Origin of the sequence: Citrobacter portucalensis (genome assembly GCF_002042885.1) — a bacterium.
Classification (GTDB): Bacteria; Pseudomonadota; Gammaproteobacteria; order Enterobacterales; family Enterobacteriaceae; genus Citrobacter; species Citrobacter portucalensis.
Map to the genome: position 1 here is coordinate 277664 of NZ_MVFY01000003.1, position 15828 is coordinate 293491.

19 protein-coding genes are annotated in these 15828 nt (G+C 51.3%); 10 read left to right on the top strand and 9 right to left on the bottom strand.

Features of this window, described 5'->3' with window-relative positions; translation table 11 throughout:
• The first annotated feature begins 3 nt into the window (after nt 1–3).
• Complete coding sequence (coaD, locus tag BZK40_RS06405) at nt 4–483, top strand: pantetheine-phosphate adenylyltransferase (protein WP_003024099.1); 480 nt, start codon at nt 4–6, stop codon at nt 481–483.
• Nucleotides 484–521: 38 nt separating this feature from the next.
• On the opposite strand, the gene mutM is transcribed toward coaD, so the two are convergent.
• The 4 genes from mutM to radC all read right to left on the bottom strand — a co-directional run bounded on the left by mutM (nt 522) and on the right by radC (nt 2796).
• On the bottom strand, nt 522–1331 hold the full coding sequence (gene mutM, locus BZK40_RS06410) for a bifunctional DNA-formamidopyrimidine glycosylase/DNA-(apurinic or apyrimidinic site) lyase (RefSeq protein WP_079934351.1): 810 nt from the start codon (nt 1329–1331) through the stop codon (nt 522–524).
• 98 nt (nt 1332–1429) lie between these two features.
• Nucleotides 1430–1597, bottom strand: coding sequence for a 50S ribosomal protein L33 (gene rpmG / locus BZK40_RS06415; protein WP_003024094.1), 168 nt, complete (start codon nt 1595–1597; stop codon nt 1430–1432).
• A gap of 20 nt (nt 1598–1617) precedes the next feature.
• Nucleotides 1618–1854, bottom strand: coding sequence for a 50S ribosomal protein L28 (rpmB, locus tag BZK40_RS06420; RefSeq protein WP_003024071.1), 237 nt, complete (start codon nt 1852–1854; stop codon nt 1618–1620).
• A 276-nt stretch (nt 1855–2130) separates the two neighbouring features.
• Nucleotides 2131–2796: a RadC family protein gene (radC, locus tag BZK40_RS06425; protein ID WP_048227329.1), complete on the bottom strand. Its 666-nt coding sequence runs from the start codon at nt 2794–2796 to the stop codon at nt 2131–2133.
• 171 nt (nt 2797–2967) lie between these two features.
• Between radC and coaBC the strand changes: the two genes are divergently transcribed.
• The 3 genes from coaBC (at nt 2968) to slmA (ending at nt 5337) form a co-directional block, all read left to right on the top strand.
• Nucleotides 2968–4188 carry a bifunctional phosphopantothenoylcysteine decarboxylase/phosphopantothenate--cysteine ligase CoaBC gene (gene coaBC / locus BZK40_RS06430; protein ID WP_095533115.1) on the top strand — a complete coding sequence of 407 codons (1221 nt, stop codon included), beginning with the start codon at nt 2968–2970 and terminating at the stop codon, nt 4186–4188.
• Nucleotides 4166–4624 carry a dUTP diphosphatase gene (gene dut / locus BZK40_RS06435; RefSeq protein ID WP_003827259.1) on the top strand — a complete coding sequence of 153 codons (459 nt, stop codon included), beginning with the start codon at nt 4166–4168 and terminating at the stop codon, nt 4622–4624. Before coaBC ends, dut begins: the two co-directional genes overlap by 23 nt.
• Before the next feature lie 116 nt (nt 4625–4740).
• Complete coding sequence (slmA, locus tag BZK40_RS06445) at nt 4741–5337, top strand: nucleoid occlusion factor SlmA (RefSeq protein WP_003827257.1); 597 nt, start codon at nt 4741–4743, stop codon at nt 5335–5337.
• 66 nt (nt 5338–5403) lie between these two features.
• Here the strand turns inward: slmA and pyrE are convergent, their stop codons facing one another.
• Both pyrE and rph read right to left on the bottom strand, forming a co-directional pair.
• The gene (gene pyrE, locus BZK40_RS06450) at nt 5404–6045 is read right to left on the bottom strand and encodes an orotate phosphoribosyltransferase (RefSeq protein ID WP_020996052.1); all 642 of its coding nucleotides are present in this window, start codon (nt 6043–6045) and stop codon (nt 5404–5406) included.
• Nucleotides 6046–6110: 65 nt separating this feature from the next.
• Nucleotides 6111–6827: a ribonuclease PH gene (gene rph, locus BZK40_RS06455; RefSeq protein WP_003024054.1), complete on the bottom strand. Its 717-nt coding sequence runs from the start codon at nt 6825–6827 to the stop codon at nt 6111–6113.
• A 125-nt stretch (nt 6828–6952) separates the two neighbouring features.
• On the opposite strand from rph, the gene BZK40_RS06465 reads away from it, so the two are divergent.
• Complete coding sequence (locus BZK40_RS06465; protein WP_003024052.1) at nt 6953–7816, top strand: YicC/YloC family endoribonuclease; 864 nt, start codon at nt 6953–6955, stop codon at nt 7814–7816.
• Nucleotides 7817–7918: 102 nt separating this feature from the next.
• Here the strand turns inward: BZK40_RS06465 and BZK40_RS06470 are convergent, their stop codons facing one another.
• A complete protein-coding gene (locus BZK40_RS06470) occupies nt 7919–8359 on the bottom strand; it encodes a hypothetical protein (RefSeq protein ID WP_079934352.1) in 441 nt (146 codons plus the stop codon).
• Nucleotides 8360–8372: 13 nt separating this feature from the next.
• Entirely contained in the window at nt 8373–9044 is a 672-nt protein-coding gene (locus tag BZK40_RS06475) for a hypothetical protein (protein WP_079934353.1), read from the bottom strand.
• 444 nt (nt 9045–9488) lie between these two features.
• On the opposite strand from BZK40_RS06475, the gene BZK40_RS06480 reads away from it, so the two are divergent.
• Nucleotides 9489–10106, top strand: coding sequence for a trimeric intracellular cation channel family protein (locus BZK40_RS06480; protein ID WP_003024049.1), 618 nt, complete (start codon nt 9489–9491; stop codon nt 10104–10106).
• On the opposite strand, the gene ligB is transcribed toward BZK40_RS06480, so the two are convergent.
• A complete protein-coding gene (gene ligB, locus BZK40_RS06485) occupies nt 10103–11782 on the bottom strand; it encodes an NAD-dependent DNA ligase LigB (protein ID WP_079934354.1) in 1680 nt (559 codons plus the stop codon). The genes BZK40_RS06480 and ligB overlap by 4 nt on opposite strands.
• A 261-nt stretch (nt 11783–12043) precedes the next feature.
• On the opposite strand from ligB, the gene gmk reads away from it, so the two are divergent.
• The 4 genes from gmk to trmH are packed head-to-tail and all read left to right on the top strand — an operon-like array spanning nt 12044 to nt 15824.
• Entirely contained in the window at nt 12044–12667 is a 624-nt protein-coding gene (gene gmk, locus BZK40_RS06490; protein WP_003024042.1) for a guanylate kinase, read from the top strand.
• 54 nt (nt 12668–12721) lie between these two features.
• Nucleotides 12722–12997 (top strand): DNA-directed RNA polymerase subunit omega, encoded by a 276-nt coding sequence (gene rpoZ / locus BZK40_RS06495; RefSeq protein ID WP_000135058.1) that lies wholly within the window; start codon nt 12722–12724, stop codon nt 12995–12997.
• A gap of 18 nt (nt 12998–13015) precedes the next feature.
• Complete coding sequence (gene spoT, locus BZK40_RS06500; RefSeq protein ID WP_003024038.1) at nt 13016–15130, top strand: bifunctional GTP diphosphokinase/guanosine-3',5'-bis pyrophosphate 3'-pyrophosphohydrolase; 2115 nt, start codon at nt 13016–13018, stop codon at nt 15128–15130.
• A gap of 4 nt (nt 15131–15134) precedes the next feature.
• Nucleotides 15135–15824 carry a tRNA (guanosine(18)-2'-O)-methyltransferase TrmH gene (trmH, locus tag BZK40_RS06505; protein WP_048237018.1) on the top strand — a complete coding sequence of 230 codons (690 nt, stop codon included), beginning with the start codon at nt 15135–15137 and terminating at the stop codon, nt 15822–15824.
• Nucleotides 15825–15828: the final 4 nt, after the last annotated feature.

Genomic DNA, 15828 nt, shown 5'->3' on the forward strand with positions numbered 1-15828 from the left:
GTCATGCAAAAACGGGCGATTTATCCAGGAACCTTTGATCCTATTACTAACGGCCACCTCGATATCGTGACGCGTGCGACAAGCATGTTTGATCACGTGATTCTGGCAATAGCCGCAAGTCCCAGTAAAAAGCCGATGTTTACTCTGGAAGAGCGCGTTGAGCTGGCACAACAGGCAACGGCGCATCTTGGCAATGTGGAAGTGCTGGGATTCAGCGATCTGATGGCAAACTTTGCCCGTGATAATCAGGCGAACATTCTGATCCGTGGCCTGCGCGCGGTAGCCGATTTTGAGTATGAAATGCAGCTGGCCCATATGAACCGCCACCTCATGCCACAGCTGGAAAGCGTTTTTCTGATGCCATCTAAAGAGTGGTCTTTTATCTCATCGTCACTGGTGAAAGAAGTTGCCCGCCACCAGGGTGACGTGACGCACTTTTTGCCGGAAAACGTCCATCAGGCGTTAATGAGTAAACTGAAGTAATGCACCAGGCCGGATGCAGCATCCGGCCAGCAATGAAACTATTTCTGACAGCGACGACAATAGAACGTTGTACGCTGGGCGTGTTTTGTCGCAACAATCGGTGCGCCACATGCGTGGCAAGGTTCACCTTCTCTCCCATAGACCTGCAGCTCCTGGGCAAAATAGCCAGGCTTACCGTCACTTTGCAGAAAGTCCTTCAGCGTCGTCCCGCCCTGCTCGATAGAGCGCAGCAACACCGCCTTGATTACGCGTACCAGCAATTCACACTCATCTTTCGACAATGATGACGCAAGACGGTCAGGATGAATCCCAGCCGCAAATAGCGACTCGCTGGCGTAGATATTACCCACACCCACCACCAGCTTGTTATCCATCAGCCAGGGTTTAAGCGCCGTTTTCTTCTTCGCACATTTCTGCTGTAGATAATTGGCGTTGAAATCGTCGCTCAGCGGCTCAGGGCCAAGATGAGCGAGTACATTATGTCCATCCAGTTCTTTAGCCCACAGCCAGGCGCCAAAGCGACGGGGATCGGTATAACGCAGAACTTTGCCGTTGCTCATCACTAAGTCAACGTGGTCGTGCTTGTCTGCCGGAAGCTCTTCAGGAAGGATACGCAAGCTACCCGACATCCCCAGATGAATGATTATCCAGCCATCCGCCAGTTCTAGCAGCAGGTATTTCGCGCGCCGCTGTACGCTGAGGACAGGTTGATCACTCAGACGATAGATTTCCTCAGATACTGGCCAACGCAAACGACCGTTACGCACCGTCGCGTGCATAATCGTTGCCCCCACCAGATGCGGCTCAATACCACGGCGGCTGGTTTCGACTTCAGGTAATTCAGGCATAGTATCTCCGGCGGTATGTCAGGTCTCATTAATATGGGGACGGCCAGAAAACAAAAAACCCCGCCGAGGCAGGGTTTTTCTTTACATCAAAACGAAAATTATTTGATTTTCGCTTCTTTGTATAAAACGTGCTGACGAACAACTGGATCGAACTTTTTCAGTTCCAGTTTTTCCGGCTTAGTACGTTTGTTCTTCGTAGTGGTATAGAAGTGACCAGTACCAGCAGAAGAAACCAGCTTGATTTTCTCACGAATACCTTTAGCCATGATTTATTTCCTCTTAGTACTTAGTACTTTTCGCCACGGGCACGCAGTTCAGACAGAACTGTTTCGATGCCTTTCTTATCAATAACACGCATACCTTTAGCAGATACACGCAGGGTGACAAAACGCTTCTCGCTCTCAACCCAAAAACGGTGAGAGTGCAGGTTAGGCAGGAAACGGCGTTTAGTCGCGTTCAGTGCGTGGGAACGGTTGTTACCGGTCACCGGACGCTTGCCAGTAACTTGGCAGACTCGGGACATGTCTATTCTCCAAAAATCAAATTAGCTCGAGCTTCGTATGGGGTATTGGCGCCTCGTCAGGCTTCTCAGCCCGGTTATCGCAGTTCAATACACTTAATCTTTCAATGTTGCCTCGTCATTGGACGCAACAAGAATGATTTTGCGTATTTGCGAACTCTCGATTGCCAGGCCCAAATGCCAAACCCGAGATTCTCAAAGGTGGCGTAGTATACGCTGAGTCAGCGATGTGCTCAAGTCCCGAACAGACAAAGATCCCGATGGATCGCGTAAAGTGCGTTAAATCCAACCGCGTTCCGCAAAAGAAACGTACTCTCCGCGCCCAATGACCAGATGATCAAGCACCCGGATATCCATGAACTGACAGCATTTCACAACACGCTCGGTGATGAGTTTATCTGCTTTACTCGGCTCTGCACACCCCGAAGGGTGATTATGCGCAAGGATCACCGCAGAAGCATTCATTTTTATCGCTTCACGGACAATTTCTCTCGGATGCACCTCGACATGGCTAAGCGTACCGGAAAAAAGTTTGCTGTGTTTAATCACGCGATGTTGAGAATCCATAAAGATCACCAGAAAGATCTCGCGTTCCTCTTGCGAAAGCTGACTTTGCAGAAATTCACGCGCCATTTCCGGACTAAGTAGAGCACGCTCCTCTATCATTCGCACGTTGTAGTAGCGTCTTGCCAGCTCCGCAATCCCCTTCAACTGTGCGTACTTCGCGATACCGATTCCCTGAACATAGCTAAAATCCATGTAATCAGCAGACAGCAGACCATACAGCGACTCAAAATGCTGAAGCATCTCTTTCGCCAGCGTAAGCACATCTTTACCCTGCATGCCGGTACGTAAAAAAAGAGCCAAAAGCTCAACATCGGTCAGAGAACTGGCCCCCTGCGCCAACAGCTTTTCCCGGGGCATCATACTTCCTGTATTTTCCATGCTTCTCCCTCCTCTCGCGTCCGCATAGTGGCATAACACCGACGGTGAATCGACGTGCTGTTTTCACTTCTTCGTAGCGCCTCGCAAAGTGGAGTACGGTCAAAAGCACGACAAATTGCGGATTGTGATAAAATATCCGCCTTCTGGTGAAACCCAACAGGAAAGATCATGATGAGCCTGGCCGGTAAAAAAATCGTACTTGGCGTCAGTGGTGGTATTGCTGCGTACAAGACCCCTGAGTTGGTGCGTCGTTTACGGGAACGCGGCGCTGACGTCCGCGTGGCGATGACCGAAGCGGCAAAAGCATTTATTACTCCCCTGAGTTTACAGGCGGTTTCAGGTTATCCCGTTTCCGACAGCCTGCTTGACCCCGCAGCCGAAGCCGCGATGGGCCACATTGAGCTGGGAAAATGGGCCGATTTGGTCATCCTGGCACCCGCTACAGCAGACCTGATTGCTCGTGTCGCCGCAGGTATGGCCAACGACCTGGTGTCAACGATTTGTCTGGCAACGCCTGCTCCTGTTGCTGTACTGCCAGCCATGAACCAGCAGATGTATCGCGCTGCCGCGACCCAGCACAATCTGGGTATTCTTGCCTCACGCGGTTTGCTCATTTGGGGTCCTGACAGCGGTAGTCAGGCATGTGGTGATATCGGCCCTGGACGTATGCTGGATCCGTTAACGATTGTGGATATGGCGGCAGAACATTTTTCACCTGTCAACGATCTGCAACATCTCAACATCATGATTACGGCGGGCCCGACGCGTGAACCGCTTGATCCCGTGCGTTATATTTCCAACCACAGTTCCGGGAAGATGGGGTTTGCGATCGCGGCCGCTGCCGCAAAGCGCGGTGCAAACGTCACACTGGTATCGGGTCCGGTTTCGTTATCCACACCACCATTTGTTCAGCGGGTTGATGTGATGACCGCGCTGGAAATGGAAGCCGCTGTGCAATCTGCGGTTCAACAACAGCATATTTTTATCGGTTGCGCTGCAGTCGCTGATTATCGCGCTGAAACTGTCGCCCACGAAAAAATAAAAAAACAAGCGACGCAGGGTGATGAATTAACAGTAAAAATGGTCAAAAACCCGGACATTATCGCCGGTGTTGCCGCACTGGATGCTAACCGTCCTTTTGTCGTTGGGTTTGCCGCCGAAACAAATAATGTGGAAGAATATGCCCGGCAAAAACGCATCCGCAAAAACCTTGATGTGATCTGTGCGAACGACGTTTCGCTGTCAACTCAAGGGTTTAACAGCGATAGCAACGCATTACACCTTTTTTGGCAGGATGGAGACAAAGTCTTACCGCTTGAGCGTAAAGAACTCCTGGGCCAATTATTACTCGACGAGATCGTGACCCGTTATGATGAAAAAAATCGACGTTAAGATTCTGGACCCGCGCGTAGGGCAACAATTTCCGCTCCCGACGTACGCCACTTCTGGTTCTGCCGGACTTGACCTGCGTGCTTGTCTTGATGACGCCGTAGAGCTGGCGCCGGGCGCAACAACGCTGGTGCCAACCGGGTTAGCTATCCACATTGCCGATCCTTCTCTGGCAGCGGTAATGCTCCCCCGCTCCGGGCTGGGCCATAAGCACGGTATCGTGCTGGGCAATCTGGTTGGTTTGATTGATTCCGACTACCAGGGCCAACTGATGGTGTCCGTCTGGAACCGTGGTCAGGACAGCTTCACTATTGAGCCGGGCGAACGTATCGCGCAGATGGTATTTGTACCGGTCGTGCAGGCTGAATTTAATCTGGTGGAAGAGTTTGAAGCCACCGATCGTGGCGAAGGTGGCTTCGGCCATTCCGGGCGCAAGTAACCCGCAGAAAAGCATCCCATAGCGTAATAACGCAATAACACACCGCAAACAACAGTTTGCGGTCGCTGTGTGGATGCCTGCCTGGCAAGAGCTTATTTTCAGGGGTATTTTGTAACATGGTAGAAAAGCAAACTGCGAAAAGGAATCGTCGCGAAGAAATACTTCAGTCTCTGGCACTGATGCTTGAGTCCAGCGATGGTAGCCAACGCATCACCACAGCAAAGCTGGCAGCCTCAGTTGGCGTATCCGAAGCGGCATTGTATCGCCATTTCCCCAGCAAGACCCGTATGTTCGATAGCCTGATTGAGTTTATCGAAGATAGTCTGATTACGCGTATCAATCTGATTTTGAAAGATGAAAAAGACACCAACGCGCGTCTGCGTCTGATCGTTCTGCTGATTTTAGGGTTTGGTGAGCGTAATCCAGGCCTGACACGAATTCTGACCGGACACGCGTTGATGTTCGAGCAAGACCGTCTGCAAGGTCGCATTAACCAACTTTTTGAGCGCATTGAAGCGCAGTTGCGCCAGGTTCTGCGCGAAAAAAGAATGCGTGAAGGTGAAGGCTACACCGTGGATGAAACGCTGCTGGCCAGCCAGTTACTGGCTTTCTGCGAAGGTATGCTGTCCCGGTTTGTACGTAGTGAATTTAAATACCGCCCAACGGATGATTTTGACACCCGCTGGCCGTTGGTTGCCGCTCAATTGCAGTAGCGATTTCGTCTTGTCCGGCCTACGGAGTTACGTAGGCCGGACAAGCGCAGCGCCATCCGGCAGTTCTTAAACGCCGTACGCTTCGCGATAGGCCCGTACTGCCACCAGATGCTCCGCCATCTCTGGCTTCTCTTCCAGATACGCAATCAGATCTTTCAGGGTAATGATAGAAATCACCTTGCAGCCATAATCGCGTTCCACTTCCTGAATCGCGGAAATCTCGCCGCGACCGCGTTCCTGACGATCGAGAGAAATCAGTACCCCCGCCAGAGTGGCGCCATTCGCCTGAATAATCTCCATCGACTCACGAATAGCCGTACCTGCGGTGATAACATCATCCACCAGCATCACGCGTCCCTCAAGTGCGCTACCTACCAGATTACCGCCTTCGCCATGGGTCTTCGCCTCTTTGCGGTTAAAGCAGTACGGCATATCTTTATCGTGATGTTCCGCAAGTGCTACAGCCGTAGTAGTCGCAATCGGAATACCTTTGTAGGCAGGGCCAAACAGCAAATCGAACTCAATACCGGAATCCACCAGCGCTTCGGCATAAAAACGGCCTAACAGTGCCAGGTCGCGCCCGGTATTAAACAGCCCGGCGTTGAAGAAATAGGGGCTTTTGCGCCCGGATTTCAGCGTAAATTCGCCAAACTTTAGTACCTGCTTGCTAAGCGCAAACTCAATAAACTGGCGCTGATACGGTTTCATGGATTCGCTCCTCATCTCACTTTATTACAGACAAAAAAAAGGCGACTCATCAGTCGCCTTTAAAATCAATTTTCTAACGCCGCCTTCTGCGTCGCTACAATGGATTCGATTCCCCCTCGGGCCAATGCCAGTAGGGTGAGAAGTTCTTCATGGCTGAACGGTTCGCCTTCCGCCGTACCCTGAACCTCTATAATGCGACCGTCTTCAGTCATCACCACGTTCATGTCAGTTTCTGCCGCTGAATCCTCAACGTACTCCAGATCACAGAGCGCTTCACCATTGACAATCCCCACGGAAACCGCGGCAACCATCCCTTTCATCGGGTTAGTTTTCAGCTTACCGCTCGCCACCAGCTTGTTCAGCGCATCCGCCAACGCAACGCATGCGCCAGTAATCGATGCAGTACGCGTACCGCCATCTGCCTGAATAACATCACAGTCCAGCGTAATAGTGAATTCACCGAGTGTCTTCAGGTCAACGGCGGCGCGCAGCGCACGAGCGATCAGGCGCTGGATTTCCATGGTACGGCCGCCCTGCTTACCTTTCGCCGCTTCACGGGCGTTACGGGTGTGCGTGGCGCGTGGCAGCATGCCATATTCTGCGGTGATCCAGCCCTGGCCCTGACCTTTCAAAAAACGTGGGACGCCTTCATCAATAGAAGCGGTACACAGCACTTTGGTATCACCAAATTCGACCAGCACGGAGCCTTCAGCGTGTTTTGTATAATTACGGGTCAGGGTGACGGGACGCACCTGATTGGCACTACGACCTGCTGGACGCATGATAAAATCTCCGGCTTGAAACGAATGTGGCTGCGCATTATACGGACTTCCGACGGTTATTCCTATCCTGACAAGACGTGGATGGCTATAATCCTCCCATCTCATCTTTAAAAACAGGAACGTCTATGATCCGCAGCATGACCGCCTACGCCCGGCGTGAAATCAAGGGTGAATGGGGTAGCGCAACCTGGGAAATGCGCTCGGTAAACCAGCGTTATCTGGAAACTTATTTTCGCCTGCCGGAGCAGTTCCGTAGTCTCGAACCCGTTGTTCGCGAACGTATTCGCACGCGTCTGACGCGCGGTAAAGTCGAATGTACCCTGCGTTTTGAGCCTGATGCCAGCGCGCAAGGCGAGCTGATTCTGAATGAAAAACTCGCTAAACAGCTCGTTAGCGCTGCTAACTGGGTCAAAATGCAGAGCGATGAAGGTGAAATCAACCCGGTTGATATCCTGCGCTGGCCAGGCGTAATGGCTGCCCAGGAGCAGGATCTGGACGCCATTGCCGCCGAAATCCTCGCCGCGCTTGACGGTACGCTGGATGACTTCATCGTTGCGCGTGAAACCGAAGGTCAGGCGCTGAAAGCGCTGATCGAGCAGCGTCTGGAAGGCGTCAGCGCTGAAGTCACAAAAGTGCGTGCTCATATGCCGGAAATCCTGCAATGGCAGCGCGAGCGTCTGGTAGCCAAACTGGAAGACGCCCAGGTGCAGTTGGAAAATAACCGCCTTGAGCAAGAGTTGGTGCTGATGGCGCAACGTATCGATGTGGCGGAAGAATTAGATCGCCTGGAAGCCCACGTCAAAGAAACCTACAACATTCTGAAGAAAAAAGAGGCGGTTGGCCGTCGTCTGGACTTCATGATGCAGGAATTCAACCGTGAGTCGAACACTCTGGCATCGAAGTCTATCAATGCCGAAGTGACGAATTCCGCGATTGAACTGAAGGTACTGATCGAGCAAATGCGCGAGCAGATTCAGAATATCGAGTAATTTTGCGTACCATACCTATGCTATCGTAAAGCACAGGATAGCCTGCTAAATGCGGGCTATCCCTACCGCCAATAAGTGCTGATTGATATAAAATTGGAGTAATTATTTATCTGGCATATATTTGTCGTTATAAAGACTCTTCAGAATATCAACCCGAACAGCGTTGCTGCTGTTCATATTCACAACTGTCAGTACTTCATCAGATCCCCTGAGGCGCCAACATTCTGCCTCTATATCGCATTTTTCCTGTTTTTCATAGCCCGCCATTGAGAGATATTCACTAATTTTCCACGTATCCTTGGTATTATAGAACGTCACACTCCATACATCAGCCTTAGGGCCAGAAATGTTCGTATAATTAAAGTCATACACTTGGGATATTCTCGGCATTTTTTTTAAAACTTGGGGAGTGTAATAATCATATTTGGCTCTATCAAACTCTGAATATTGTGCGTTACCTGCAAGTCTCATTTTAATATTAGGCCAGAAATAAGAGCTGCATATAGCTATTACCATCAGCACTATTATGACTGCCTGTTTCATATGTTTCCCTTTTTTACCAGTTAACGACCGTTCCATCTCTGGAAACTATTTTAACGTTACCAGAACTGAAGTCACTGTAAGGTATCACTGTTCTCATGAATGAGGGTAAAACACCTTTTACAGGAAGAGCTAAAGCTGATTTCATCGGTTCGGGAAATAAAATCGGTTGGAATGAGGTGTTTTTAAAAGAGCCGATTGGACCATAATAATCCCAACGTCTGAGGGCTTCCTCTTTGCTGACGGGCTGCAATAGCGGGAATGGGTTACTATATGAGAAGACGCGGTAGAATCCCAGCAAATCGGATACTAAATCCTCACCACTGAAACCGCTGTCGGTGTAAAGATAAAAGGGGAAATTTGACTGTAAACCTTCAAAACGATGAGCAAGCGCCATCATCATGGAAAGCGCTATACTATATCGTTCAAATAAGCTGCGCCCTTTTCTAATTCTCCATCTGATAAACTTCCCAATTGTGAGGCCTCCTCTTCCCATGCTTTGAGTGTATTTTACATCGTAATAATCCTTTCCTGAATGCTCGCCTTGATGCATATCCGAGAGTAACTTTCTGACATCATCTCCTCGAGCGTGTCCCATATCTACCCACCCCAAAACTTCGGTGTAGATTATCCCGCTTCTTAAAATTCCAGCCTCTCTGCCATCCTGAATTTCCTCTCTTACGCTCATGTCTATCACTCCGACTCACTTAATGCTGAAAATTTTGCTGTAAATGCGCCTACACGCATAGAGGCGATAGCTGAGGGGAACCATTTTTCAGAATAGAAGCCGCTGCATATCAGAGTTTACTCAGGATGACGTCCCTAATGGCTTCTAGAGTGTCAACTTGTCCTATGGTCGGGGGGATAGTTTGATGAAATATCATACGTGGCTCGCCAGTAAACGGCGGCGCTACGCGTTTTTTCCGATGAGCATGTTTATAACCTCTCACTACGCATTATATTTTCTCATCATTTATCAACATCATTAATATCATGATATCGCATATCATATGGCATTTTCGCCAAACCAGCATTAGCTGTAGTTATTAAAATCACTTCACCTTAGAAAATCTCAATCGTGACAAGGCGCACAAATCGTTAACCTTAGCCCCCAGCAAATCAGGGGGAATGCATGCTGTTACACGTTTTATATTTAATTGGTATTACTGCCGAAGCCATGACCGGTGCGCTTGCTGCTGGGCGTCGTCGTATGGATACATTTGGCGTCATCATCATTGCCACCGCGACGGCCATTGGCGGCGGATCGGTACGCGATATTCTTCTCGGCCACTATCCTCTTGGCTGGGTAAAGCACCCTGAATACGTCATTATCGTGGCGACCGCTGCGGTACTCACCACTATTATTGCTCCCGTCATGCCCTATCTGCGCAAAATATTCCTCGTACTGGATGCGCTGGGCCTTGTGGTCTTTTCTATTATCGGTGCTCAGGTGGCACTGGATATGGGTCATGGACCGATTATCGCCGTGGTCGCTGCGGTCACGACCGGCGTCTTCGGTGGCGTATTACGCGATATGTTCTGCAAACGCATCCCGTTAGTGTTCCAGAAAGAGTTGTATGCTGGCGTATCATTCGCCGCTGCTGTGTTGTACATCGTGCTACAGCATTATGTCTCCAGTCATGATGTAGTGGTTATCTCTACTCTGCTCTTCGGCTTTACCGCCCGATTACTGGCGCTGCGCCTGAAGTTAGGTCTGCCGGTATTTTACTATCGCCACGAAGGCCATTAAGGCATAAAGCCCGCGATCCGCTGAGCAGCTAACCAGTTGCTCAGCGCTGTGACCTCTCGATCCTCCAGCCATTGAATAACCTGCCGTGCCCGCCGTTCTCCCATGAAAGGGAGCTGCCGCCAGCTTTGTTCATCGCGTTCTTTTAATTGCTGCCACGAACCATCCCGGCTGGCATTTAGCGTTGCCTGTGTTAACGGTATTCCCATGGCAATCACCCAGCGCGTGAACGGGAGATCGCGCGACAGGTTGAACTGATGCCACAGCTTCTCCCCTTTGATTACACCAAGTGCAGACTCTAACTGTTCCTGAGTTAACCCAAGCCAAGAAAAGATATGTTCAAAGCGATACACCTGGTTGAGCTCTCGCCATCCCGCCTCGCCGATCCCCTCCAGCCCCAGCACCTCTTTGCCGCCCAGCCAGACCAGTCTGGCAACAAACTGTTCCTGGCACTCCGCTGTAGCATAAAAACAGGTTAATGAATTGAAGCGCCCCTCGGGGGGTATTGGCTTAGTACGCTGAGTGCTGCGCCAGACCACCTCGTCTATACGGGGTATCCCTTGTCCAGCCAGGCGCACCAGAATCTGATCGCCAGGCGCGATATCCCATTCATTCCAGCGTCGGACGGAGCCAATATTGACGCGCTGTACGCGTTTATCATCCAGCATGACGGGAGTCAGCAATGCAACCACCGCAATTTTCCCGCTTTTACCAACGGAGAACTGAATACCAGTAACCTCAGATACCCTCGTCACGGGAGGATATTTCCACGCCGCCAGCCAGTCACCCTGTCCGGGTAGCCAATACTGTGCCCGTGGTTCTTTTGCCGTTCGCACCACGACACCATCCGTCACAAAAGGTAATGCTGAACTCCACCACCTGGCGCGCGACTTTTCGACGTCATCCGCATTCTTCACGGCCTGAGTATAACGTTGCGTGTAACTAAACCCGGCAGCCGTGAGCTGCTCCAGTCTTTCAGGCATGACCGCCGGACCATCAGGCCAGGCCCAGATAAAAATTGCCAGCGAGCGTAACATTTCCGGATTGCCCTGGCGCATCATTAATCCAGCAACCTTCGAGCGGGCGTTCATTCCCCCTCTCTGCTTCTGAATATGCCCGTCTTGCTGCAAAAATATCTCACCCTGCAACGTACTGTTAGCGAGTTTCCCCTTGGTGGAATGTGGTACGGAAGGGATCTGCAGAACCTTTTGCGTCCAGTCTTCGCCTTTCAGGCCATTACCACGGCTAATCGCCCGTACCAGATTGCCATTGCGATAGACTAACGTCACCGCCACGCCATCCACCTTCGGTTGCACCCAGAGATCGCTGCGAGCGAGCATCCATTGCTGTAGCGCTTGCTTATCAGCAAGTTTTCGAACGCCCGTGTGGGGAACTGGATGCGAGACGGTGCCACTTATTGGGGGCACAGACAGATCTGGTGGGACTTCATCGCCAAAACAGCGCTGCCATTGAATTAGTTGCGCATTGAGCTGGTCATAAACGCCGTCGTCTACGGCACTTTCCCCTTGTTTCCAGTAACTGTCATTCCACTGTGTAATCTGCTGCTGTAGTCGTGAAATTTCCTCGTTTGCCCTGGCAGGCGACCAGACGGGGCATACCGCCCACGCAGGTAAATGCCACACCAGTAAAACCAGCCCTATGCATTTCCATAATCCCATGCTATCTCCGCTGAACGATACGTTTCCCGGCAGGTATAGCGCGAAGTGAAATAGAAACAGAGCGGCAAAAATTCATCCTGCGAACAGCTTTCCGGACATTTGCATGTATTGCTGCAAATCACCGATAAAACAGGAAACTGGTACGCAAAACGCAATAAACATGCGCAAAAAGTGTGACAAGGGCTACGTCACATAGCGGCTACGTGTATAATAAGCCCGTATGTAGGCTCTCTTTCGACAATCACATACATTAAGATACTCATGGCTCAAGGCACGCTTTATATTGTTTCTGCCCCCAGTGGCGCGGGTAAATCCAGCCTGATTCAGGCTTTATTAAAGACCCAACCGTTGTATGACACCCAGGTTTCTGTTTCGCACACCACGCGCGCACCGCGCCCGGGGGAAGTGCACGGTGAACACTATTTCTTTGTGAACCATGATGAATTCAGAACCATGATTGGCAGAGACGCGTTCCTGGAACACGCGGAGGTTTTCGGTAATTACTACGGCACCTCGCGTGAAACCATTGAGCAAGTATTAGCATCCGGCGTAGACGTCTTTTTAGATATCGACTGGCAAGGTGCGCAGCAAATTCGTGAAAAAATGCCGCATGCGCGCAGTATTTTTATTTTGCCACCGTCTAAGATTGAGCTGGACCGCCGCCTGCGGGGCCGCGGTCAGGATAGCGAAGACGTGATCGCGAAACGTATGGCGCAAGCTGTTGCAGAAATGAGCCATTACGCCGAATATGATTATCTTATTGTGAATGATGATTTCGACACCGCCCTGGGCGATTTGAAAACCATCATTCGCGCCGAACGTCTGCGCATGAGCCGCCAAAAGCAGCGTCATGACGCTTTAATCAGCAAACTGTTGGCAGACTGAACCCACATTCAGTATCATGCCCAGTCATTTCTTCACCTGTGGAGCATTTTAAGTATGGCACGCGTAACTGTTCAGGACGCTGTAGAGAAAATTGGTAACCGTTTTGACCTGGTACTGGTCGCCGCGCGTCGCGCTCGTCAGATGCAGGTAGGCGGAAAGGATCCGCTCGTACCGGAAGAAAACGATAAAACTACCGTTATCGCGCTGCGCGAAATCGAAGAAGGTCTGATCAACAACCAGATCCTCGACGTGCGTGAGCGCCAGGAACAGCAAGAGCAGGAAGCCGCTGAATTACAAGCCGTTACCGCTATTGCTGAAGGTCGTCGTTAATCACAAAGCGGGTCGCCCTTGTATCTGTTTGAAAGCCTGAATCAACTGATTCAAAACTACCTGCCGGAAGACCAGATTAAGCGTCTTCGGCAGGCGTATCTCGTTGCACGTGACGCTCACGAGGGCCAGACACGTTCAAGCGGTGAACCCTATATCACGCACCCGGTAGCGGTAGCCTGCATTCTGGCCGAGATGAAACTCGACTACGAAACGCTGATGGCTGCGCTGCTGCATGACGTGATTGAAGATACCCCAGCCACCTATCAGGACATGGAACAGCTTTTTGGTAAAAGCGTTGCAGAGCTGGTAGAAGGGGTATCGAAACTTGATAAGCTTAAGTTTCGCGATAAGAAAGAGGCGCAAGCTGAAAACTTTCGCAAGATGATTATGGCAATGGTGCAGGATATCCGCGTCATTCTCATCAAACTTGCCGACCGCACCCACAACATGCGCACGCTGGGCTCATTACGCCCGGACAAACGTCGCCGCATCGCCCGTGAAACCCTCGAAATCTATAGTCCGCTGGCACACCGTTTAGGTATTCATCACATTAAAACCGAGCTGGAAGAGCTGGGTTTTGAAGCGCTGTACCCAAACCGCTATCGCGTGATTAAAGAAGTGGTTAAAGCCGCTCGCGGCAACCGCAAAGAGATGATCCAAAAAATCCTCTCGGAAATCGAAGGGCGTTTGCAGGAGGCAGGTATTCCGTGTCGCGTAAGCGGGCGTGAGAAGCACCTGTACTCTATTTACTGCAAAATGGTGCTCAAAGAGCAGCGTTTTCACTCCATCATGGATATCTACGCATTTCGCGTCATCGTTCATGATTCCGATACCTGCTATCGCGTACTCGGCCAGATGCACAGCCTGTACAAACCACGCCCTGGTCGCGTGAAAGACTATATCGCCATTCCGAAAGCGAACGGATATCAGTCTTTGCACACCTCAATGATCGGCCCTCATGGCGTCCCGGTTGAAGTACAGATTCGTACTGAAGACATGGACCAGATGGCAGAAATGGGTGTCGCAGCGCACTGGGCTTACAAAGAGCACGGCGGCGAAAGCAGCACCACTGCGCAAATCCGCGCTCAGCGCTGGATGCAAAGCTTGCTGGAACTGCAGCAGAGCGCCGGTAGCTCGTTTGAATTTATTGAAAGCGTCAAATCTGATCTCTTCCCGGATGAGATTTATGTTTTCACACCGGAAGGGCGCATTGTCGAACTGCCCGCCGGTGCAACGCCTGTCGACTTCGCCTACGCCGTGCATACCGATATCGGTCACGCCTGCGTCGGCGCGCGCGTCGACAGACAGCCTTACCCGCTTTCACAACCGCTCTTTAGCGGCCAGACCGTTGAGATTATCACCGCGCCGGGCGCACGTCCGAACGCAGCGTGGCTAAACTTCGTCGTCAGTTCGAAAGCGCGCGCCAAGATTCGCCAACTGTTGAAAAACCTCAAGCGCGATGATTCCGTCAGTCTGGGTCGTCGACTGCTCAACCATGCCCTGGGCGGTAGCCGTAAACTGGCTGAGATCCCGCCAGAGAGCATCCAGCGTGAGCTTGAGCGTATGAAGCTCGCCACGCTTGACGATCTGCTCGCAGAAATCGGGCTGGGTAACGCCATGAGCGTGGTGGTAGCGAAAAACCTCCAGCAGGGCGAAGCAACAGCGAACGTACCAGCACAATCTGGCCATGGTCATCTGCCAATCAAAGGCGCAGACGGCGTGCTGATCACTTTCGCGAAATGCTGTCGTCCAATTCCAGGTGATCCAATCATTGCCCACGTCAGTCCGGGTAAAGGTCTGGTGATCCACCATGAGTCCTGCCGTAATATTCGTGGCTACCAGAAAGAGCCAGAGAAGTTTATGGCGGTGGAATGGGATAAAGAGACGGAGCAGGAATTCATCACCGAGATTAAGGTGGATATGTTTAACCACCAGGGTGCTCTGGCGAACCTGACGGCGGCAATCAACACGACCACCTCCAATATTCAAAGTTTGAATACGGAAGAGAAAGATGGCCGCGTTTATAGCGCCTTTATTCGCCTGACCGCTCGCGATCGTGTGCACCTGGCGAATATCATGCGCAAAATCCGCGTCATGCCGGACGTGATAAAAGTCACCCGTAACCGAAACTAGTCTTATGAATGAACAGCGCTATGCACGTATCCGCGAGATGCTCGCACGTCGTCAGCCCGATCTGACCGTCTGCATGGAGCAGGTTCACAAACCTCATAACGTTTCTGCGATTATTCGTACTGCAGATGCGGTTGGCGTGCATGAAGTCCACGCCGTCTGGCCGGGTAGCCGTATGCGCACCATGGCCTCTTCTGCCGCAGGCAGCAACAGTTGGGTGCAGGTGAAAACTCACCTTACCATTGGCGATGCGGTCACACATTTAAAAAGCCGGGGCATGCAGGTCCTGGCAACCCATCTGTCAGATAAAGCTGTGGATTTTCGCGAGATTGATTACACGCGCCCCACCTGCATCCTGATGGGCCAGGAGAAAACCGGCATCACTCAGGAAGCGTTGAATCTGGCTGATCAGGACATCATCATTCCCATGACTGGCATGGTGCAGTCACTGAACGTTTCTGTCGCCTCCGCGCTGATTCTGTACGAAGCACAGCGCCAGCGGCAAAACGCGGGGATGTACCGACGAGAAAACAGCATGCTGCCACAAGAAGAGCAGCAGCGCTTACTGTTTGAAGGCGGTTATCCGGTGCTGGCGAATGTCGCTAAGCGCAAAGGTCTTCCCTACCCTCACGTAAACACGCAGGGCGAAATTGAAGCCGATGCAACGTGGTGGGCCACTATGCAATCTGCGAGATAAACGC